Genomic DNA, 20,826 nt, shown 5'->3' with positions numbered 1-20,826 from the left:
CGCCTGCGGACCGCGATCTCGTCCCAGTAGGGTCCTCCGTACGAGAGGGGGAATAACACCCGTGTATCCACTCGTTCTTGACCCGAGGTAGGCACCATGCTGCACGGCATCGACGTGAGTTCGCACCAGTCCACCTTCGACACGGATGGGCTGGCCTTCGTCTTCATCAAGGCCACCGAAGGACGGTCGTACATCAACCCGAAGCAGACCTCGCAGGCGTCCCGGGCACGGAAGGCCGGATGCGTCGTCGGCTTCTACCACTTCCTGTGGCCGGGCAACATCACGGCGCAGGCGCAGTACTTCGTCGAGAAGTGCGCGTCCCAGAAGCACGATCTGCTCGCCGTGGACTGGGAGACCACCGGTTCCGGCACCCGCGCCAGCAACGCCGAGAAGGACCGGTTCATCCGCGAGGTCAAGAAGCTGCGTCCCACGCACCGCGTGATGCTCTACTGCAACCGGAGCTTCTGGCTCAACTACGACACCACGTCCTACGCCGGGGACGGCCTGTGGATAGCGGACTATGTGACGGTGGGCAAGCCGCGCATCAAGGCCAAGTGGCGGATCCACCAGTACACCGACAGCCCGCTGGACAAGGACGTGGCGAACTTCTCCAGCAAGGCCGCGCTGCAGGCATGGGCCGATCCCAGCCGGGCGGCGCTCACCGCGGAGGAGACGGAGGACGCCGAGGACGTCCACATCGCGGAGGGTGTGGACGACGCGGGCGCGGCGGAGAGTGGCGAGGAGGCGCGGGAGGGCGGGTCCTGACCGGGGCCTCGGGGCGTTGTCGGTGGGTGCGCCTACGCTGCCCGGTATGAGTTACGCAGACCTGCGCGAACTCCGCAGCGCGCTCACCACCGCGTCGGACATCGCCTTCTCGCTGGATGCCGCGCCCTCCGGGCCGGAGACCGAGCTGCTCACCGATGCCCTGCGCCGGGCGCTCGCCGCCGCGGGGTCGCTGACCGCCGAGCGCGGTGCCACGGGCTGTGCCGAGCATCCCCGCGGGGCCGTCGATCCGCTGTACGGGGATCCGGAGGACCCGCTGCCGCCCGGGTACGGCCGCTGTCTGCTGTGCAACGACCGCAGACGGCGGGCGAGCGCACAGCGGCGCGGCTGGCGCTGACGCGCCGGCCGTGCCGCCATGCGGCCCGTTGCTGCCACGCGGCCCGTTGCCGCCATGCGGCTGGGAGCCGCCGTGCGGCCCGTTCAGCCGGTCTTGCTGCCGTCCTTGTTCTGGGCCGCCCAGAACTCGTCGAAGGTGAGCAGCCCGTCACCGTTGGCGTCGTGGGCGTTGATGACGGCCTGGGCGACGGGCTCCGTGACATACGGGTCCCCCAGCTGCGCCATCACGCTCTTGTACTCGGCCGCGGTGATCTGGCCGTCACCGTTGAGGTCATACCGCTCGAACGCCTTGCGCGCCGCCTCGATATCCGCCACCTGTTCCGCCCCTTCCGTGCGTGTGCTTGACCCGCACAGATTAGCGGTCGGCGGCGGCCGGCCCGTCGGCCGCGTCGCGATGTACACGACATAAGCGGCGCACGCGGCGTTCGCCAGGTTCGCCTACGTTCGCCAGGTTCGCTTAGGTTCGCGGCTCAGGCTTTGTTGACCAGGGACATATAGCGGTCCCAGTCCCACAGGGGGCCGGGGTCGGTGTGATCGGTTCCGGGGACCTCCACATGGCCGATGATGTGGCCGCGGGTCTTGGGGATGCCGAAGCGGTCGCAGACGGCCGCGGTCAGGGCGGCGGACGAGGCGTACATCTCGTCCGTGAACCACTTGGGGTCGTCCACCCAGCCCTCGTGCTCGATGCCGATGCTGCGGTTGTTGTAGTCCTTGTTGCCGGCGTGCCAGGCGACGTCCTTCTCCCGGACGAACTGCCCGATATAGCCGTCGGCCGAGGCGACCATGTAGTGCGCGGAGACCTGCTTGGCCGGGTCCTGGAAGATCTTCATCGCGTCCGGGAAGGTCTCCTGCGTCACATGGATGACGACGAAGTCGATCGGATACGAGGTCGGGCGGCTGGAGACGCGGTAGTTGGAGGTGGAGGCCGGGATCCAGTGGGTGGGGGGATAGGCGGCCGCGCGGCGGCGGCGTCTGTCGTCGGCGTGGGCGGTGGTGGCGGTAGCTGCGGCGGCGGTGAGTCCGGTGGCGGCGGTGGCGAGATAGGCGCCCGAGCGGAGCAGGGCGCGCCGGGTGGAGGTGCGGCCGTGCGCTTCCATGGGGGGTCTCCCGAGTGGCGTAGCCGGGACAAAGGGGGATACGTGGGGGGTGTGACGCGCGTAGCGCTGTTCCATGGTGAGTGCTAGGCAGGGCCATGCCAAGAACCGACGGGCAAAGAAAGATTTCGTGTCACGGTCTGGACCACTGGAGATTCACCAGAAAGAGGTCGACAACAAAGGAAAATTGCCCCTCTACCCACCATTAGCAAGGCAAGTGTTACAGCTCACCTTGGATTGGCTTGGAAGTGATCTACCGTCTCTGCGATAGTCGGGGCCGCGACCCCATTGACCCGAGCGAGGTCGCTTCCCCCGAATGCCATGACGAACACCCCTTTCGTGCCATGGCCGGGGACGAAAAGAGGTCCCCGTGTCGTCGGCACACGACGACACGGGGACCCTTTTCACGCTCCGCGCCGAGGTCCGCACCGGCGCCCGCGCGATCAGTTTTCGGCCACGCGCATCTCGAACCAGGTCGTCTTGCCGCACGGCAGCAGATCGACCCCCCACCGCTGGGAGAGCTGGTCGACCAGCGTCAGCCCGCGCCCGCTGGTGTCGAGCTCCCCCACCGGCAGCAGACACGGCAGCCCCCGGGAGGGGTCACGGACCTCGATCCGGATCCAGCCACGCCGCCGCAGCATCCGCAGCCCGAAGGTGCGGGCGCCGGTGTGCCGTACGGCGTTGCCCACCAGCTCGGAGACGAGCAGCACGGTGTGCTCGGCGAGCTGAAGGCCCAGCCCCCAGTCGCGCGCCACCACGTATTCGGCCAGTCGGCGGGCGGTCGCCGCGGACTCGGGACGGGAGGGCAGCCGCACCTCCTCGGCCGCGGGGTTTCCAAAGAGGTCAAGCGCCCTGCGGGCCCGCTCGTCCTCGACGGGCGGCACCCCCCGCACCGCAGCCGTACCAGTGCGCTGCTGCGGCTGCTCCATTCCCTCCAAGCCCGCCATGCCCCCCATCATGGCCGCCCAAAAGGCCATCCGGGGCGGAACCGTGGGATCCCGAACACCGGAGCCCCAGGCTCCACAAACCCGATCCGACATATGCCAAAGGCAGTTGGGGCGCCACAACACCCCGGCTGACCAGCGATGTCACCACGCATACGCGTGATCACCCAGCGTACCGGACCAGGTCATCCAAGGGCCGACCGTTGGCGAAGAAAATTCGCTCGCACGGGGCATACCCGGCTCCGTGACCCGGGCCGAGACGATCGGAACCGATCAGGTATCAGCGGAACGTGGCCTTACCCGGCCCGTCCTCGACAAAGCTGCGCATCCCGATCTCCCGGTCCTCGGTGGCGAACAGCCCGGCGAACCAGGTGCGTTCGAGGGCGAGACCGCTGTCGAGGTCCGTCTCCAGCCCCCGGTCCACCGACTCCTTGGCCGCGCGCAGCGCGATCGCCGGGCCCCGGGCCAGCCGCGCCGCCCAGGCGTGAGCCTGCTCGTAGACCTCCTCGGCCGGTACGACCCGGTCCACCAGGCCGATGGTCAGCGCCTCGTCGGCCTTGACCTGACGGCCCGTGAAGATGAGGTCCTTGGCCTTGGCCGGGCCGACCAGCCGGGCCAGCCGCTGGGTGCCGCCCGCGCCCGGGATCAGGCCGAGCAGGATCTCGGGCTGGCCCAACTTCGCGTTCTCCGCGGCGATCCGGAAGTCGGCGCACAGCGCCAGCTCGCAGCCGCCGCCGAGGGCGTAGCCGGTGACGGCGGCTACCACGGGCTTGGGGATCCGGGCCACGGCGGTGAAGGAATCCTGCAGATCACCGGAGCGGGCCACCATCGCGGCGTGGTCCATCTCCCGCATCTCCTTGATGTCCGCGCCGGCCGCGAACACCTTCTCGCCGCCCCAGATGACCACGGCGCGCACATCGTCGCGGCGGGTCACCTCGGCGGCGAGCTCCCGCAGCCGGTCCTGGGTGGCGGTGTCGAGCGCGTTCATCGGGGGGCGGTCAAGGCGGAAGGTGGCAACGCCGTCGGCAACCTCGAGATTCACAGTCATGAGCGCAGGTTAGCGCCCGCTAACACGGGAGCCGTGGGCCGGGGGCGGCGCCATAACCCGGGGACGTCGGGGACGACGCCGGGGACGAAGGGGGCTGGGAGCGAGGCAGCAGGGCGCCCCGGCTCCGGCGCGGGGTCATGCCTTCCACTTCTCCCAGGACATGTTCCAGCCGTTGAGCCCGTTGTCCGGCTGGACGGTCTCGTCATGCGAGTTCTTCACGATGACCACATCGCCGATGATCGATTTGCGGAAGAACCAGGACGCCGGGGTGGCGGAGTCCCCGCCGCCGCGCTGGTCGAACAGGCCCACACAGCCGTGGCTGACATTGGACGAACCGAACGTGGCCTGGCCCGCCCAGTAGTTGCCGTGGATGAAGGTGCCGGAGGTCGACAGGCGCATCGCATGCGGCACGTCCTTGATGTCGTACTCCCCGTCGAAGCCGACCGTGGCGCCGTCCATCCGCGTCACCGGATGCTTCTCGCTGATCACCATTTTGCCGTTGTAGGTTTCATGGCCGGGCGCGCCCGAGGTGATGGGGATGGTCTTGATGGTCTTGCCGTCCCGCTTGACCGTCATCTTCTTGGACTTGGCGTCGACGACCGAGATCTGGCTGCGGCCGATGGTGAACGTCACCGACTTCCGCTGCTCGCCGTACACCCCCGGCCTGCCCTCGATCCCGTCCAGATCCAGACTGAGCGTCACCTTGGTGCCGGGCTTCCAGTACTCCTCGGGCCGGAAGTCCAGCCGGTCGTTGCCGAACCAGTGGCTCGCGAGCGGCACCGACGGCGAGGCGCTGACCTTTATCCCCTTCTCCACGGCTTCCGGGTGGGTGATACCGCGGTTGAAGTGGAGCGAGACGGGCATGCCGACGCCGACCGTCGAGCCGTCCTCCGGGGTGTAGATGCCCACGAAGGTCTTCTTGGGACGCAGCGTGGTGAAGGTCGCGTGCCTGGTGGTGGTCAGGCCGTCGGTGTCCTTGGCGACCGCGTCCACGGTGTAGGTGGTGTCCGAGCGGAGATGGGCGGCGGGCAGCCAGCTCTTTCCGTCCTCGCCGGCCTTCCCCTCGACCGCGGCGCCCTTGGCGTCCTTGACCTTGACCGAGGACAGGGTGCCCTTCGCCGAGGTGACCTTGAGCGCACCGCTGGTGTCCACGCCCTTCGCACCGTCCTTGGGCGCGATCGTCACCACGGCCCGCGAGGTCTTGGGCCGGCCGTCGCCCTTGCCGTCCTTGCCCTTCTCGTCGTCGGAGCCACCGCCTCCGCCGCACGCGGCCACTGCCATGAGCAACGCCCCGAGCAGCAGCGCGAGAAGCCCCTTGCGGCCGCCGCCCGCCGCCCTCGGTATCCACCGCATCGTCACAACAGCTCTCCCTCCCCCGGAGCCGCGCCCCCGCGGCAAGCCCGATCACGCGCAGGGCGCGCCTGGCGATAGGTAATCACACGCCACCGACAGTGGACTTCCCCTCGTTGGTCACGGTTCAGTCGCAGGCGGGAGCGGGTCACGGGACGATCGGCCCATGCCGGGCGGCGGCGGGGCGGCGGGAAACGTGCGAGTCGGCGGGATTGCGGGCAGAACAGGTGGGAGAGCCTGGGCCAGGGTCCGTGCGGTACGGGACACCGCGGGGCCCGCCGGCCCGCCATGAGGTGCTGCCCGCCTTCCCTCCGTCGGGGCGGAGGCGGTTGGCCGCGAGCCGCGGAGGCCGATGTGTCCAGTGCAGCCGGGCAGGAGACACGCGACGGCGTCCCCGGACGCCCCTCGGCGACGGCGGTGGGCCGTCTCATCGGCCACCGCCCCACGGCGCTCGCCCCGCGGCGCGACCGGAGCACCGCCCCGGCGGCGGGCCCCGCCGTCCGGCCGGGCAGCCCGGAGCCGCTCGGCGCCCGCCCCTGCCGGGGGCCGGACGGGGTGTGGGGCACCAACTTCGCGCTGTGGGCGGGCGGTGCGGAGGCCGTGGAGCTGTGTCTGTTCGACGACGACGGCCACGAGCTGCGCTGTCCGCTCACCGAGCTCACCCATGAGGTGTGGCACGGCTTCGTCCCCGGTGTGCTGCCCGGCCGGCGGTACGGCTACCGCGTGCACGGCCGCTGGGACCCCTGGACCGGCGCCCGCTGGAATCCGGCGAAGCTGCTGCTGGATCCGTACGCCCGCGCCGTGGACGGGGACTTCGCGCTGCCCGCCGAGGTCTACGGACATATGCGGGACTGGCCGCAGCAGCATGTGGCGGACACCGTCCGGGACGACCGCGACTCCGCCCCGTACGTCCCCAAGGGCGTGGTGGTCGGCGACGACACGGCGGACGGCGCGCCCGACGAGTGGACGGCGGACCGGCGGCCCAAGACGCCCTGGGCCGAGTCGGTGATCTACGAGCTCCATGTGCGCGGCTTCACCATGCGCCACCCAGGGGTGCCGCCCGAGCTGCGCGGCACCTACGCGGGGCTGGCGCATCCGGCGGCGATCGAGCACCTGACCCGGCTCGGGGTCACGGCGGTCGAGCTGCTGCCGGTGCATCAGTTCGCCCATGAGGACCATCTGCTGCGGCGGGGCTTACGCAACTACTGGGGCTACAACTCCATCGGCTACTTCGCGCCGCACGCCGGATACGCGGCCGGCGGCACCCGGGGCCAGCAGGTCGGGGAGTTCCGGCGGATGGTGCGCGCCCTGCACACCGCCGGGATCGAGGTGATCCTCGACGTCGTCTACAACCACACCGCCGAGGCCAATGAGCTGGGCCCCACCCTCTCGCTGCGCGGTGTCGACAACCGCGGCTACTACCGCCTCCAGCAGGACCCCCGCCGCTACGCCGACTTCACCGGCTGCGGCAACACCCTGCACGTCCTGCAGCCACAGGTGCTGCGGCTGGTCACCGACTCGCTGCGCTACTGGGTCACCGAGATGGGAGTGGACGGCTTCCGCTTCGACCTGGCCAGCGCGCTCGCCCGCGCCGCGCACGGCGTCGACATGCTCTCGCCCTTCCTGGCCGTGATCGCGCAGGATCCCGTACTGCGCCGGGTGAAGCTGATCGCGGAGCCGTGGGACGTGGGCTCCGGCGGCTATCAGGTGGGCGCCTTCCCGCCGCTGTGGGCGGAGTGGAACGACCGCTACCGGGATGCGGTGCGGGACTTCTGGCGCGGGGCGCTGCCCGACGCCCGCGATCTGGGCTACCGGCTCTCGGGCTCCAGCGATCTGTACGCGTGGAGCGGCCGCCGCCCGTACGCCTCGGTCAACTTCATCACCGCGCACGACGGTTCCACCCTGCGCGACCTGGTCTCCTACGAGCGCAAGCACAACGAGGCCAACGGGGAGGGCAATCGCGACGGCACCCCCGACAACCGCGCCTGGAACTGCGGCGCCGAGGGCGAGACCGACGACCCGGAGATCCGCGCGCTGCGCCGCCGCCAGTTGCGCAATCTGCTGGCCACCCTGCTGCTGTCCACCGGGGTGCCGATGCTGGTCGCGGGCGATGAGCTGGGCCGCACCCAGGGCGGCAACAACAACGCGTACTGCCAGGACAACGAGACCGGCTGGCTCGACTGGTCGCTGCTGGACGACCCCGGCTGGCGCGCCCTTACCGAGCTCACCGCCCGGCTGATACGGCTGCGCCGGGCCCATCCGGTGCTGCGCCGCCCGGCCTTCTTCTCCGGCCTGGCCCGGCCCCCGGAGGGGCTGCGCGATCTGGCGTGGTTCACCCCACGCGGCACCGAGATGACCGAATCCGACTGGTACGCGCCGACGACCGCCCTCGGGGCCTATCTGTCGGGCCGCGATCTGCCCCAGCGCGATCCGCACGGCGCCCCGGTCACGGACGACAGCTTCCTGGCGCTGCTGCACGCGGGCCCGCTGCCGCTCTCCTTCACCCTGCCCGGACCGCCCTGGGCCCGGGGGTACGAGCTCCTCCTGGACACGGCCCGTGAGGACCAGGAGGCGGCCCCCGGCACACGGCTCGCGGCGGGCGCCCCCATCGAGCTTCCAGCGCGCTCGGTCCTGCTGCTGCGCGCCCTCGACGCCACGGACCTACGCCAAAAAACCGAGTGAGCGCTGTCGGTGGCGGACCGTAGTCTCCCCACTGATGGCTGTGACGAGTGAACCCCGCGCCCAAGAAAGCGGTGCCGCCCCGCGGCACCGCTCCGCCACGCGTTCACTCCTGCGGCTGTGGCCATACGTGCGCCCGGTGCGGGTGCGGCTGTTCGGCGCGGCCGGGGCGGCGGTCGTCGCCTCCTGTATGGGGCTGGTCATCCCGCTGGTCCTCAAGTGGATGGTGGACGGGCCGGTGGCCCACCGGGACCCGGGCGGGGTCTGGCTGGGCGGTGCGCTGCTGCTCGCCCTGGGCACGGCCGAGGCCGGGCTCTTCGGGCTGCGGCGCTGGCTGGTGGGGCGGCCCCTGGCCTCCGTCGAGGCCGCGATGCGTGCCGATCTCTACCGCCATCTGCAGCGGCTGCCGGTCTCATTCCACGACCGCTGGGCCTCCGGCCAGCTACTGTCGCGGGCCACGACCGACCTGATGCTGCTGCGGATGTTCCTGGCCTTCCCGCTCACCTTCCTGGTGGTCAACGGGGTCACCATCCTGGCCGGATTCGCCATCTTGCTGTCGCAGGAGTGGACGCTGGGCCTGGTCCTGGTGGTCCCGGCGGTGCCGCTGGTGATCCTCTGCTCGCTGTTCGAGAAGCGGTACGCGACGGTGGCCCGCGCCGTGCAGGACCAGACCGGCGATCTGACGACGGTCGTCGAGGAGGGCGTGCTGGGCGTCCGGATCGTCAAGGGCTTCGGCCGCCACCGCAGCCAGGCCCGCGCCTTCCGCGCCCTGTCCCAGCAGGTTCGCTCCACCGAGCTCCACAAGGCGCGGCTGCTGGCCACGCTCTGGGCGCTGATCATGACGCTGCCGGAGCTGGCGATCGGCGCGGCGCTGGTGCTCGGCACCATGCGGGTCGCGGACGGGGATCTCTCGGCCGGCACGCTGGTCGCCTTCCTCTCCACCGCCCTGACGCTGCGCTGGCCCGTGGAGTCCCTGGGCTTTCTCCTCGCGATGAGCCAGGACGCGGCGACGGCCACCGACCGCTATTTCGACGTCATGGACGCGGAGCCGGCCACCGCGGCCGACCGGCCCCGGCCCGCGCGGCCGCTGCGACGCGGCGAGGACGGCGAGGACGGCGAGGCAGGCGAAGGCGGCGAGGCGGGCGAAGGCGGCGAGGACGGCGGGGGCGGCCGGGACCGCGAGGGCGGGCTCCGGTTCAGGGGGGTGGAGTTCGCCTACGCGGACGCGCCGCCGGAGGAGCCGCCCGTGCTGCGCGGGGTCGATCTCCACATCCGGCCCGGCGAGACCATGGCGCTGGTCGGGGCGACGGGCTCCGGAAAGACCACCCTTACCGCTCTCGTCCCCCGGCTCCAGGAGATCACCCGCGGGCGGATCACCCTCGACGGCCGGGACATCACCGCCCTCCCCCGGGAGGAGCTGCGCGCCCTGGTGGCCGTCGCGTTCGAGGAGCCCACGCTGTTCTCGGCAACCGCCGGTGAGAACGTCCTCATGGGCGCCACCGACGCGGGCCGGGAGGAGCTGCTGCGGGCCCTGAAGGTGGCGCAGGCCGATTTCGTGCACGCCCTGCCGGAGGGCACCGACACCGAGGTCGGCGAGCAGGGGCTCAGCCTGTCCGGTGGTCAGCGGCAGCGGCTCGCGCTGGCGCGGGCCGTCGTGGGCGGCCCGCGGTTCCTGGTGCTCGACGATCCGCTGTCCGCCCTCGATGTGCACACCGAGGCGCTGGTGGAGGCGGCGCTGCGGCAGGTGCTGGCGGCCACGACCGCGCTGGTCGTCGCGCACCGGCCGTCCACCGTGCTGCTCGCCGACCGGGTCGCGCTGCTGTCGGAGGGCCGGATCACCGCCGTCGGCACCCATCAGCGGCTGCTGCGGGAGAGCGCGGAATACCGGGCGCTGATGTCCGGGCAGGAACGCGAGGAGGGGGAGAGCAGACCATGACGACGGTCGAGGAGGAGCGGGAGAGCACCGACGACGGAGGCAGGGGCGAGGACAGGGACGAGGGCCGGGCGCTGTCGTCCGACCCGTTCGACCGCGATGTCCTGCCGGTGCCCGAGGGCGCGTCCCTGACTCTGCTGCGTTCGCTGCTCTCGCCGCGCCGGCGACGGGTCTGGCTGGCGGCCGTCCTGCTGCTGCTCCAGCAGGCCGCCGTCCAGGCGGGTCCGCTGCTCGTCGCATACGCCATCGACCATGCCGTGCCCGCCCTCCGCGACGGCGCCCACGGCCCGCTGATCGCCGTCGGCGCGATCTATCTGGGCTGTGCGCTCGCCTCCGGGTCGCTGCAGTACGTATTCATCCGCTGCTCCGCCCGGATCGGCCAGGACGTGCTGCTGGATCTGCGCGGCCGGATCTTCCGCCATGCCCAGGCGCTGAGCGTGGACTTCCACGAGCGCTACACCTCCGGCCGGCTGATCTCCCGGGCCACGACGGACGTCGAGTCGCTGCGCGAGCTGCTCAGCGAGGGCCTGGAGGAGCTGCTCGGGGTCGCGCTGTCGGTCGTCTACATCTCCATCACGCTGCTGTATCTCGACTGGGGGCTGGGCGGGGCGGCGGTGCTCTCCTTCTGGCCGCTGTATCTGCTGATCCGCTCCTTCCAGCGGCGCTCCATGCGGGTGTACCGCAAGCGGTCGACGGCCATCGCGGCGGTGATCGTGACGTTCACCGAGACCATGAACGGCATCCGCCCCGTGCAGGCGTTCCGCCGCGAGCGCGCCAACGACGCGCGCTTCCGCGAGCTGAACCACCGCCATGAGCGCGCCAACGGGGACGCGATCCTGGAGATGGCCCGCTATGTGGTCAGCTCCCGGCTGGTCGCCAACGCGGTGGTGGCCGCCATCGTGCTCTGGGGCGCCTACCGGGTGGCCTCCGGTTCGCTCGCGCTCGGGGTGCTCGCCGCGGCCGCGCTGTATCTGCGCAGGCTGTACGACCCGATCGACCGGCTGGGGATGTTCCTCAACTCCTACCAGTCGGCGGCCGCCTCGCTGGAGAAGATCGCGGGCCTGCTGGCCCAGCGCCCCTCCGTCCCCGAGCCCGCCGACCCCAAGCCGCTGCCGCCGCGCCCGACGAAGGCCCCCGGCCGGGAGGTGGTCTTCGACGGGGTGCGCTTCGCCTATCGCACCGGCGGCGAGGTGCTGCCCCGCTTCGACCTCACGCTGCCCGCCGGGCAGACGCTCGCGGTGGTCGGGGCGACCGGCGCGGGCAAATCCACCCTCGCCAAGCTGCTGGCCCGCTTCTACGACCCCAGCGACGGCCGGGTGCTGCTCGACGGGGTGGATCTGCGCGAGCTGGCCATGCCCGAACTGCGGCGCGGTGTGGTCATGGTGACGCAGGAGGCGTTTCTGTTCTCCGGCACGATCGCCGAGAACATCGCCATCGGCCGCCCCGACGCCACCCGGGCCGAGATCGAGCAGGCGGCCAAGGCGATCGGCGCACATGACTTCGTCGCCGCCCTGCCCGACGGCTACGACACGGATGTACGCAAGCGCGGCGGCCGGATCTCCGCAGGTCAGCGCCAACTGGTCGCGTTCGCCCGCGCCCTGCTCGCCGACCCGTCGGTCCTCATCCTCGACGAGGCCACCTCCTCCCTCGACATCCCGGGCGAGCGGGCGGTGCAGCGCGCCATGGACACGGTGCTGCGCGGCCGTACGGCGGTCGTCATCGCCCACCGGCTGTCGACCGTCGAGACGGCCGACCGGGTGCTGGTGATGGCCGACGGCCGGATCGTCGAGGACGGCCCGCCGGACCAACTGATCGCGGGCGAGGGCCGCTTCGCGGCGCTGCATCAGGCGTGGCGGGACAGTCTGGTGTGACGCGCCGGGTTTGTAGGTTCCGCGTTTTGATGGGCAATGCCCCCGCGAGATGGACAACAGATGGGCAATTTCACGGTTCCGTGGGCACTGGCTGCGCTCAGTAACCCACTGACCGTGTAGGTTCCACGTTTCGGTGCGCACTGTAGCTACGCATTGCGCAATGGATGCGCAATTCCGAGGTTCAGTGGCACCGACACCTGACGGTCACCTCGTCCCCTCATGGCGCCAAGGACGAGGTAGGTGCCGCCTATGGCTGACGCGACCTACTCCGTACCGTAGGCCGCCCACCGTCCGAGGGTGAAGAGGACCAGGACCGTACCTGCTGGGCGAGAGCGGCCACATGCTCGGGGGGTGTGGTCTTGACGATTCCGTGTCCGAGGTTGAACACGAACGGGCCACCACTAAGCGCGTTCAGGATGCGGTCTGTTTCCGCGTGGAGTGCAGGCCCGCCCGCGACAAGGAGCTGGGGGTCGAGGTTGCCCTGCACGCACCGGCCGAGCTCGTGCTGCACCTTCTGCGCGGCCCACTCCACAGGTACTGTCGAGTCGAGCCCGACGCAGTCCACGCCGGTCGCCTCGGCGAAGCCCTTGTAGGCAAGCCCCGCGCCGCGCGGAAAGGCGATGATGGGAACACTCGGATGCTTCGCCTTCAGCGCCGCGACGATGGCGGCAACCGGCGTGACGCACCAACGCTGGAATAGCGGGTCGGGGAGTATGCCGGCCCAGCTCTCGAAGAGTTGGATCGCTTCGGCACCCGCCTGAATCTGACGGTCCAAGAACTCGATGGTGGCCGCCGTGAGCAGGTCGATCAGGGGTTGGAACCCCTCCGGATCGCTCAGTGCCCACTGCTTGACGATGGAGTGCTCTGGGCCGCCGCCGCGCCCTTCGACCATGTAAGTCGCAACCGTCCACGGCGCACCGGCATAGCCGATCAACGTGACCTCGTCAGGCAATGCGCGAGTGAGTTGTCTGACGGTCTCATAGATCGGGGCCAGTTCTTCGTGCAAGCGGGACGCGCTCAAGAACTCGGTGATGTCCGAAGTCGAACGGATCGGAGGCGTGAGGACGGGGCCGTCACCGACCCGGTACTCCAAGGTCTGTCCCAACGCCGCCGCGATCTGGGGAAGATCCGCGAACAGGATCGCGGCGTCGAGCGTGAAGCGGCGGAGCGGTTGCAAGGTGACCTCGACCGCATGCTCGGGCGAATTGCACAGCCCCACCATCCCGCCCGCAGCCTCGCGGACGTCGTGGTACTCCGGCAGATAGCGTCCGGCCTGCCGCATGAGCCAGATCGGTGGTCGCTCGGTGCGCTCGCCCGCAAGCGCACGCAACAGCAGCTTCTTCGGCCGCGCCTCACCCGCCACGTGGTCCACGTCCGACTCTTCCCGCATATCGACGCCCACGCTCTTCCGTCCTGCCCAGATGGCGAGCCTCAACCAGCCCGCTCAGCACACGCACCCCTACAAGTGAAGATGCGCTACCAGCGTACCTACGCCCACCGCCTCGAGAACGGCCGGGCACGGTCGACAGTCCGGTGATCGACAACACAGCGACTCGACGCACACTGCCACCGTCACCCTGCATGGAGCGTTGGCCGCAGCAACGCCCGCCCGTCTGGCCCAAGCCGCCCACCTCTGGTCGAAGACTGATGAAATGCGGCAATACGGCATCACTTCGGACTTTGCACTTGAAGTGCTCATATTGCTATCAGTGCTGGCCGGCCGAGCACGTTCGACGAACCTGCCTCTGTACTGCCGGTGGGCCTTGTGACTGCCGAGACCCTGGCTGAAGACCTGGAACTCGACAACCTCGTGGAACGGATCACCCTCTACGGCACCGTCGTGATCCGATTGACCCAGGTCGAGCATCGCGTCAACGGGATCAAGTTCACCGGACGGACCGAGGCGGGAACCCAGTACTGCTTTGGATTGAAGTACGGAGAACCGGCGACCCGTGTCGACGAGCGGCCCATAGTGGGGGCAGAATCCATGCCGAACCAATGATCAGCTGGCGGACCACCTGTCACGGATTGTGACCGGAACGCCGACCTGCATGGCACCGATTGCGCACCCTACTCCGACACAGATCGTGTTCATCTCGCGCGGAACTCGACGTTTCCGCAGGAGCCAATGCGCATGAGAGCGTGGAACCTACAGGGTTGTAGGTTCCGCGCTTCGATGGACAACACCGACTGGAGCTTGCCCGGCTGCTCTTGGCCGACGTGGATCCTGCGGTACGCGGAATCCATGCTCAGCCATGCCGTCTGGGCCACGGCGAGCACGCGGGCGAATGGCCCGTCTCCGTGGACCACGCCGACATCAGGAAGATCTACTTTCAGGATCCGCAGAAGCCTCGCCTGTGGCACAGCCCGGCCTGGGAGCACGCCCCGGCCCTGAACGGGCCGGCCAGCCTGGAAGCGTTGAAGTACGCACGCCGGATCGCGGCCAGGACAGAGGTTCGTCGAGTCCAGGACGGAACCGGTCCGCAGCGCTACTTGCGCGTGCGCGACGCCTGTGAGAGCGCGTCGACGGTTACCCCCACGATGGCCAGGAGCTGCGCCGGGCTCGCCCCAGCTCTGCTCATGACGGCGAGAGACTGGTTCACGGCGGCCACGTGTTCAGCGAAGGCATCGGCGTCCTGGTCGGTCAATCGGCCTGCCTTCAGTGCGGCGCGCACACGCAAGCGCTGGAAGCCCAGTGCCTCCTTCGCGCGAGCCGCGACGCTCTGGCTCAGCGCCGGAATTGCCATGGCCGACTGGGCGACCAGGCATCCGTCCGGCAGTTCGGGATCGGCGATGCGCGCGAGGGTGACGTCGAAGAACGCACGAACGGCTGTAAGAGGCTCCGAGGCCGCACACGACAGGGCGGCGTCGTACTTGTCGCCATAGCGCGCGGCATAGCGATCCAAGCAGCGCAGGAAGAGCGTGTCCTTGTCGCCGAGCGAGGAGTAGATGGAGCTGCGGTTCAGGCCGGTCGCCCGGGACAGATCGTCCACTGAGGTGTCGGCGTAGCCCGCGCGCCAGAACTGGATCATCGCGGCGTCAAGTGCCGTGTCCATGTCGAATTGCTTCTTGCCTGCCACGTGGCACTTCCTTGCCGGTGTGTCGATGTTCCGTGTCGCGCCGCACCATTCTATCTTGAACCAGACGGTTCAAGATGTGCTAGCGTCCAAGCATGGTCAAGGCCGGGCGTCCCCCACAGCGCGACATTGTTCGTCCAGCCCGGGCTCGTCGCCCCTGTCCTGCTACTGGGCCTCACCGATCAGACCGTCGGGCCCCGGACGTCGGCAGCACGCCGGCCGCTCCCGGCATCTGCACTGCGCTCGTGGGCCCAACCCTCGGGCGAAGCTCCGAACCAGGACACCTGACACCGACGGAGGATCCCCGTGACTGACCCTGCGACCAGCGCTCGGCACGTCCGCGAAAGTAACCCTGTCCCCGATCTGCCCCTGCACGACCTGGCGGGATTCACCCACTGCTGGGTTGACGCCGACGGCGTCCGCCTTCATGCCGTCGAAGGCGGCCGGCCGGCCGGCCCGGCCATTGTCCTGCTCGCCGGATTCCCGCAAACCTGGTGGGCATGGCGAAAGGTTATGCCCAGCCTCGCCGGCCGGTTCCACGTCATCGCGATCGACCTGCCGGGTCAGGGCCACTCCGAGCGTTTGGAGCGCAGCTACGACACGCACACGGTCGCCGCGCACGTCCACGCCGCCGTGAAGGCTCTCGGAGTGTCGACTTACTGGCTGGTCGCCCACGACATCGGCGCCTGGGTCGCTTTCTCCCTCGCACTCCAATTCGAGAGCCAACTGCGCGGGGTCGCTCTGCTCGACGCCGGAATTCCCGGCATCACCCTCCCCGAAGCGATTCCCACCGACCCGGATCGGGCGTGGAAAACCTGGCATTTCGCGTTCCACCTTGTGCCCGACCTGCCCGAGACGCTGCTAGCCGGCCGCGAACGGGACTACGTCGGCTGGTTCCTGAAAGTGAAGGCCCTCTCTCCCGACACATTCGAGGACGCCGAGCTCGACCACTACGCAGCGGCCGTCGCCGCCGACGGTGGCCTCCGCGCTTCCCTCGCCTACTACCGGGACGCCGCCGAGTCGGCGCGCAAGAACCACGAGGCGCTCAAGCGGCAGCACCTGACTGTGCCCATCCTCGGAATCTCCAGCAGCCACGGCTCCATCCCGGACATGGCGGCCTCCATCAGCCCATGGGCCGACGACGCCACCGGAGTCGTCGTGCCCGACGCCGGACACTTCATCCCCGATGAGCAGCCCCAAGCCGTCGCTGCCGCTGTAGCCGATTTCATCCTCGACGGCGACTGAGCCCGGTCAAACCTGTCCGACTGCGCACCGCCCCAGTCCGCGCGAAGTCACGAGCGCACCTCTGGCCAGGTCCTCTGCGGATGTGTTGCCGGCAGCACGCACTCGCAGTGACCGCTGAGGAGACCCGCGCGTGGCGACCGAGCGGCCGGATGAGATCAGCGCGCCAACTGAGCAGCCGTAAGGGCTCCGCGCGGTGGCCGATCGGGCCGTAAGGGCTCCGCGCGCCGACCGAGCGGCCGTAAGGCATTCACCCGGCGGCCGAGCGCCCGTAAGGGATCCCTCGCCGGGCCGGGCTTCGCCGGGCCGGGCCCGGCGGTGTAGGTTTCGCGATTTCGTTGGCACTGGTTCCTGCGGAAACGCCGGAATCCGAGCGTGATGAGCACTGCCGGCGTTGGCTGATCATGAGCAGAACTTACGGGTGCTCAGTCGCCGTACGCGTAGGAGGCCAGGAGTCCGGCGGCGAGCACCGGGTCCACGGGGCCGCAGGTGCCCGGAGGCGTTACGGGGCGGCAGGGTGCGGGCAGATGCGCGGAGACGCCGCGGGGTGCCGGGGGCGCCGCGGCGCCGCGCCATCGTCACGCCGAGGCCGCCACCACCTCTGCCGCCATGCGGACGGCGATGGCGCGGGCCAGCAGCACGGGGCGGCCCGCGGCCCGCAGGGCGGCGGTGCGCATCTGTTCCGTGTAGCCGATGCAGTCCAGGACGAGCCAGGAGCTGCCGCGGTCGGCGAGGGTGCGCGCGGCGGCGGCGATGTCTTCCAGGACAAGCTCGGCGGGGCCGTACGGATCGGCGGTCGCGGCCTGGACCCGGCCGGGCAGCAGCTCCGCCCAGCGCTGCGAGACGTCCTCGGCCTGGTCGGGGTGCGGGCAGACGATGCCCACGGGGTCGGTGCCCACGGTCGCGGCGACGGCCTGCTGCACCAGCGGTTCGGCGAACAGCAGGGGCCGCCGGGCCCGCCCCGCCGGGAAGCGGCCGGTGCACAGCAGCAGGGTCGCGGCGGCACCGTCCCGCTCCGCGCGGGCGACCGCGTCCGTGATGCGCGGGACGATCGCCCCGTGCCCGAGCAGTACCGAACGGCCGTCGCGCAGCCGGGAGACCAGCGGTGCCTCGCCGACCTCGGGGGCCAGCAGCCGGCGGGTCGCCGCCTCGGCGTCGCCGTCGAACCGTTCGGCGTCGAGCGCGCCGTGCTCGACCAGGCGCACCCCGGGCAGCAGCGGTTCGGCGTCCGGGCGGAGGTCGGCGCGCGGGGCCTGGCCGATGGTGACGAGGCCGAGGGCCGGGGCGCCCGCCGGGTGTTCGGTCTCCGTGGTCTCCGTGGTCTCCGTGGTGTCCACAGCGTGCACGTCCTTTCTCACGGGGCCTTCCCTCACAGAACCTGCCTCACAGGGCCTTGGTGAGCTGGCCTACGTCGTTGAGCGAGCTTCCGGCGACGAGCCCGGCGCCGACCAGCGACAGGTCGTTCTCGGCCTGCTCGTCGGACTCCTTGCGCGCCTCCGCGTCGGTGATCCCGCGCCGCCGCCACAGGGTGTAGAGCTGACGGACGACCAAGGCGCCGAGGACCATCCATCCGGCCTGGGGGGTGGCCACCAGAAGTCCGGTGGCCAGCAGGACGCCCATCTGCCGGGAGGGTCCGCCGAGGAGTTGGACGAGCGCGCCGGGGATCGCCCACAGCAGCATGGTGGTCATGGTGCCGGGTTCGAGGCCGGTCTTGATGGTGGTGACGTAGACCTCGGCGACCGGCGGCACCTTGCCGTCGGAGAAGAAGGTCTTCCAGGCGACGGCGACGACGACCAGCGCGACACCGAAACCGACGAGCTGGGCGAGGTACTGCTGGCGCCGCCCCTCGATCTCGAAGGGTCGCCAGGGCGCTGCGTCGCGGCGCAGCAGCCAGCCCGCCTTGAAGTCGTAGCCGAGGTCGGCGAAGGCGGGGCCGGTGGAGGCCGTGTAGCCGACCAGCAGGGCGAGCGGCACGGTCGGAATGTGCAGCACCAGACCGATGATCAAGAAGATCAGCGTGACGGCGAAGGCCGGGAACCAGCCGGAGTGCATCGCCGCCAGCCCCACGATGAGCTGGTGGACGATGGCGGCGACACCGGCCAGCAGCACCCACCCGACCAGGGCGGGCAGGGCGAGCTTCCCGACCACACCGCCCGCGATGGCGACCACGATCGCGCCGCAGACGAAGAGGCCCATGCCCTCCAGCAGTCCCCTGCGAAGCTGGGGGGCCTGGACCGTAAGACCGCCGTCGACATCAGGACCGTCGGCGGCCGGACCCTCCACAGCAGGACCGTCGAGGGCCCCCTTCGCACCGGCCCCGCCCTTCCGCGTCCGCATCAGCAGCAGCGCCTGGGTCAGGGCGACGAGCCCCGCGCCGATCATCAGCCCGTGCGGCACATGGCGGGCGCCCAGGTCGAACCCGAACTCGGGGGCGTACTGCCCCACGGTCAGCCCGACGCCGAACATGGCGAGCGCCCAGATGTTGCCCAGGAACCCCACACCCGCGGCGCTGGTCGGCAGCTTGAACAGCGCGCCGACGAAGCCGATCACCGCGCCCGCGCCCAGGATCGCGGCCTTGCGCCCGCCGGTGTCCCCGGCCTTGATCGTCTCGGCCGCCGCGATCCCGGCCGGCCAGGAGCCGGTGGCGGGCAGCAGCTTGGAGTCGAACACCCGGTACAGCACCCAACTGTCGACGGCCAAGCCGATGACGGCCCCGCCGAGCATGGGCCACACCAGGTCGTTACGGCCCAGGGCGAACGGCACCGCGATCGGGGTGAGCAGCGAGTTGGCCGCGGCGAAGGTGGAGCCGGAGATCGCCGACTGCACCAGGTTCTGCCGGTGCTTGGAGCGCATCCGGGTCAGCACGCCGACCGGAATACGGCCGATGAGCATCGCCACCAGGGCGCCGATCACGGCCGTGTTGGGCGACACCCCGAGCGAGGTGATCAGCACGATGCCGATCAGGGCGCCGAGGACCGACAGCACGATGGTGAGGACGAGGGTGACCGGCTCGAAGGCTCTGGGGTGCGACCGCGGTGGGGCGTCCGCGGCCGCGGCGTCGGCACCGGCCTGGGGGTTCGGGTTCATGGGGACTCCTGCGGGGTCCGGTGGGGACGGGTCGGTCACCCGTCCGCTGGGGACGGGTCGGTCACCCCGCCGGGGTGAGGGCCTGGAGGTGGGTCATGGGTCCGTACAGCTCGACCAGGCGCGCGAACTCCTCGGGGTCCAGGAAGCGGGCGACGCCGCGTCCGAACTCCTTCGCGGTCTCGACCGCGAACCGGGCCGCGACCGCGATGTCTGTCTCGTGGCTGGCGCCGGTGGCGCATCCGGCCACCGCAGAGGTCGCCGTGATCGCGAGGCCGACGACGGGGGCGGTGGTGGCGACGGCGGGCTGGAGGATGGAGTTGAGGTGGTGCACTCCGTTGCCGTACGGGGTGATGTCCTGCGTGGTGATCGGCAGGATGCGCGCCGACTCGCCGGTCACGCTCTCCAGGACGGCCACCAGGTCCTCGCTGACCCGCAGGATCCAGCCCTGGCAGACGGTCGGCGACAGGGCGACGCCGCGGTGGTTGAGCAGCCGGTTGCCCTTGGTGGTGTCGATGGAGACGACCGCGTCCATCGCGGGCGAGATCTCCTCGCGGTTGCACACCAGCGTGTCCACCGGGGAGTCCATGAAGGGCACGGGGTCGTGCGGCTGGGTGGGGGCCCAGCCGGAGACGTGGGTGGAGAGCGTGACATCGCCGTCCAGGACGTCGCCGCGGGCGTGCATGTCCAGCAGCTTGGCCGCGGCGGACAGCGCCGCCACCGCCCCGTCGGCGTCCGAGACCAGTCCGATCCGCTCCGGGCGGGCCCCGACTCCGCCGAGCCGGCCGAGGATGCCCAGGGTCGGGGCGTCGCCGCCGCCCAGCTTGCCGCGGCGGCCGGGGACGGTGACGGAGACGAAGTCCGTGCTGCCCTTGTCGCCCTCGACGGTGCGTACCTCGACCTCGGGCGCCGTCTGCGGGTCGGCTCCGGCCGCGGCCTGCACCGCGCGCAGATGGTCGGCGAGGAGGGCGCCGCTGGTCTGCGGACGGTCGAGGAGTTCGATGATGTCAAGGACGTGTTTGAGCACGGCTGGCCTCTCACGGCGGGGTGATGCGGTTGGTGATGTGGTGGGAGATGCGGTCGGTAAGGCGGTCAGGGACGCCGTCGGCGATGTGATCGGCGGATGCGATCGGTAAGGCCGTCGGCGATGGCGTCGGTGAGGCGATCGGTCATGCCTCGGTGAGGCGATCGGTCATGCCTCGGTGAGGCGATCGGTGACGCCGATGGCCCGACCGGACGAGCGGGGGAAGCGGCGCGCGGGGCGGGCACTGCCACCGGGCACCGGCCTGGCCGGGGATCCGCCCGGCCGTCGGCTCCGCCAGGGTCCGCCCGGCGTCGCGCTGTGCGCAATATTTTCTCGATATCCGAGAATGTTTACTCTTTCG

Annotated in this window: 17 protein-coding genes; 7 read left to right on the top strand and 10 right to left on the bottom strand. The window is 70.5% G+C overall.

Annotated elements, in window-relative coordinates:
• Positions 1-96 precede the first annotated feature (96 nt).
• Together STRVI_RS07595 and STRVI_RS07590 are read left to right on the top strand one after the other, a co-directional pair.
• Entirely contained in the window at positions 97-765 is a 669-nt protein-coding gene (locus tag STRVI_RS07595; RefSeq protein ID WP_014055046.1) for a glycoside hydrolase family 25 protein, read from the top strand.
• A gap of 46 nt (positions 766-811) precedes the next feature.
• Positions 812-1,120: a hypothetical protein gene (locus STRVI_RS07590; RefSeq protein ID WP_014055045.1), complete on the top strand. Its 309-nt coding sequence runs from the start codon at positions 812-814 to the stop codon at positions 1,118-1,120.
• 83 nt (positions 1,121-1,203) lie between these two features.
• Here STRVI_RS07590 and STRVI_RS07585 read toward each other — a convergent pair whose 3' ends face one another.
• The 5 genes from STRVI_RS07585 to STRVI_RS07565 all read right to left on the bottom strand — a co-directional run bounded on the left by STRVI_RS07585 (position 1,204) and on the right by STRVI_RS07565 (position 5,558).
• On the bottom strand, positions 1,204-1,434 hold the full coding sequence (locus tag STRVI_RS07585) for an EF-hand domain-containing protein (RefSeq protein WP_014055044.1): 231 nt from the start codon (positions 1,432-1,434) through the stop codon (positions 1,204-1,206).
• Positions 1,435-1,589: 155 nt separating this feature from the next.
• A complete protein-coding gene (locus tag STRVI_RS07580; RefSeq protein WP_014055043.1) occupies positions 1,590-2,216 on the bottom strand; it encodes an N-acetylmuramoyl-L-alanine amidase in 627 nt (208 codons plus the stop codon).
• A gap of 440 nt (positions 2,217-2,656) precedes the next feature.
• Positions 2,657-3,160: an ATP-binding protein gene (locus STRVI_RS07575; RefSeq protein ID WP_043235534.1), complete on the bottom strand. Its 504-nt coding sequence runs from the start codon at positions 3,158-3,160 to the stop codon at positions 2,657-2,659.
• Positions 3,161-3,437: 277 nt separating this feature from the next.
• The gene (locus STRVI_RS07570; protein WP_014055041.1) at positions 3,438-4,205 is read right to left on the bottom strand and encodes an enoyl-CoA hydratase/isomerase family protein; all 768 of its coding nucleotides are present in this window, start codon (positions 4,203-4,205) and stop codon (positions 3,438-3,440) included.
• A gap of 135 nt (positions 4,206-4,340) precedes the next feature.
• Positions 4,341-5,558 carry a L,D-transpeptidase gene (locus STRVI_RS07565; protein WP_050993902.1) on the bottom strand — a complete coding sequence of 406 codons (1,218 nt, stop codon included), beginning with the start codon at positions 5,556-5,558 and terminating at the stop codon, positions 4,341-4,343.
• A 351-nt stretch (positions 5,559-5,909) separates the two neighbouring features.
• On the opposite strand from STRVI_RS07565, the gene glgX reads away from it, so the two are divergent.
• Genes glgX through STRVI_RS07550 form a run of 3 tightly spaced genes read left to right on the top strand, consistent with a single transcriptional unit; the run spans position 5,910 to position 12,038 of the window.
• The gene (glgX, locus tag STRVI_RS07560; protein ID WP_014055039.1) at positions 5,910-8,237 is read left to right on the top strand and encodes a glycogen debranching protein GlgX; all 2,328 of its coding nucleotides are present in this window, start codon (positions 5,910-5,912) and stop codon (positions 8,235-8,237) included.
• Between the two features lie 34 nt (positions 8,238-8,271).
• The gene (locus STRVI_RS07555; protein ID WP_014055038.1) at positions 8,272-10,170 is read left to right on the top strand and encodes an ABC transporter ATP-binding protein; all 1,899 of its coding nucleotides are present in this window, start codon (positions 8,272-8,274) and stop codon (positions 10,168-10,170) included.
• Positions 10,167-12,038 (top strand): ABC transporter ATP-binding protein, encoded by a 1,872-nt coding sequence (locus tag STRVI_RS07550; RefSeq protein ID WP_014055037.1) that lies wholly within the window; start codon positions 10,167-10,169, stop codon positions 12,036-12,038. The genes STRVI_RS07555 and STRVI_RS07550 overlap by 4 nt, the downstream gene beginning before the upstream one ends.
• Before the next feature lie 247 nt (positions 12,039-12,285).
• Here the strand turns inward: STRVI_RS07550 and hemE are convergent, their stop codons facing one another.
• The gene (gene hemE, locus STRVI_RS07545; protein WP_014055036.1) at positions 12,286-13,440 is read right to left on the bottom strand and encodes a uroporphyrinogen decarboxylase; all 1,155 of its coding nucleotides are present in this window, start codon (positions 13,438-13,440) and stop codon (positions 12,286-12,288) included.
• 363 nt (positions 13,441-13,803) lie between these two features.
• Between hemE and STRVI_RS07540 the strand changes: the two genes are divergently transcribed.
• Entirely contained in the window at positions 13,804-14,040 is a 237-nt protein-coding gene (locus tag STRVI_RS07540) for a hypothetical protein (protein ID WP_014055035.1), read from the top strand.
• A gap of 487 nt (positions 14,041-14,527) precedes the next feature.
• Here STRVI_RS07540 and STRVI_RS07530 read toward each other — a convergent pair whose 3' ends face one another.
• The gene (locus tag STRVI_RS07530) at positions 14,528-15,118 is read right to left on the bottom strand and encodes a TetR/AcrR family transcriptional regulator (RefSeq protein ID WP_014055034.1); all 591 of its coding nucleotides are present in this window, start codon (positions 15,116-15,118) and stop codon (positions 14,528-14,530) included.
• 303 nt (positions 15,119-15,421) lie between these two features.
• Here STRVI_RS07530 and STRVI_RS07525 point away from each other — a divergent pair, with 303 nt between their 5' ends.
• Positions 15,422-16,360 carry an alpha/beta fold hydrolase gene (locus STRVI_RS07525; RefSeq protein WP_014055033.1) on the top strand — a complete coding sequence of 313 codons (939 nt, stop codon included), beginning with the start codon at positions 15,422-15,424 and terminating at the stop codon, positions 16,358-16,360.
• A gap of 575 nt (positions 16,361-16,935) precedes the next feature.
• Here STRVI_RS07525 and STRVI_RS07520 read toward each other — a convergent pair.
• The 3 genes from STRVI_RS07520 to STRVI_RS07510 form a co-directional block, all read right to left on the bottom strand.
• Positions 16,936-17,715 (bottom strand): AroM family protein, encoded by a 780-nt coding sequence (locus STRVI_RS07520; protein WP_251982571.1) that lies wholly within the window; start codon positions 17,713-17,715, stop codon positions 16,936-16,938.
• Positions 17,716-17,740: 25 nt separating this feature from the next.
• Positions 17,741-19,444, bottom strand: a complete 1,704-nt coding sequence (locus STRVI_RS07515; protein WP_014055031.1) for a membrane protein — start codon at positions 19,442-19,444, stop codon at positions 17,741-17,743.
• A gap of 61 nt (positions 19,445-19,505) precedes the next feature.
• Positions 19,506-20,468, bottom strand: a complete 963-nt coding sequence (locus tag STRVI_RS07510; RefSeq protein WP_014055030.1) for a DUF1177 domain-containing protein — start codon at positions 20,466-20,468, stop codon at positions 19,506-19,508.
• Positions 20,469-20,826 lie beyond the last annotated feature (358 nt).

Source organism: Streptomyces violaceusniger Tu 4113, from assembly GCF_000147815.2.
Classification (GTDB): Bacteria; Actinomycetota; Actinomycetes; order Streptomycetales; family Streptomycetaceae; genus Streptomyces; species Streptomyces violaceusniger_A.
This window is presented reverse-complemented; position numbering and strand designations above follow the sequence as displayed.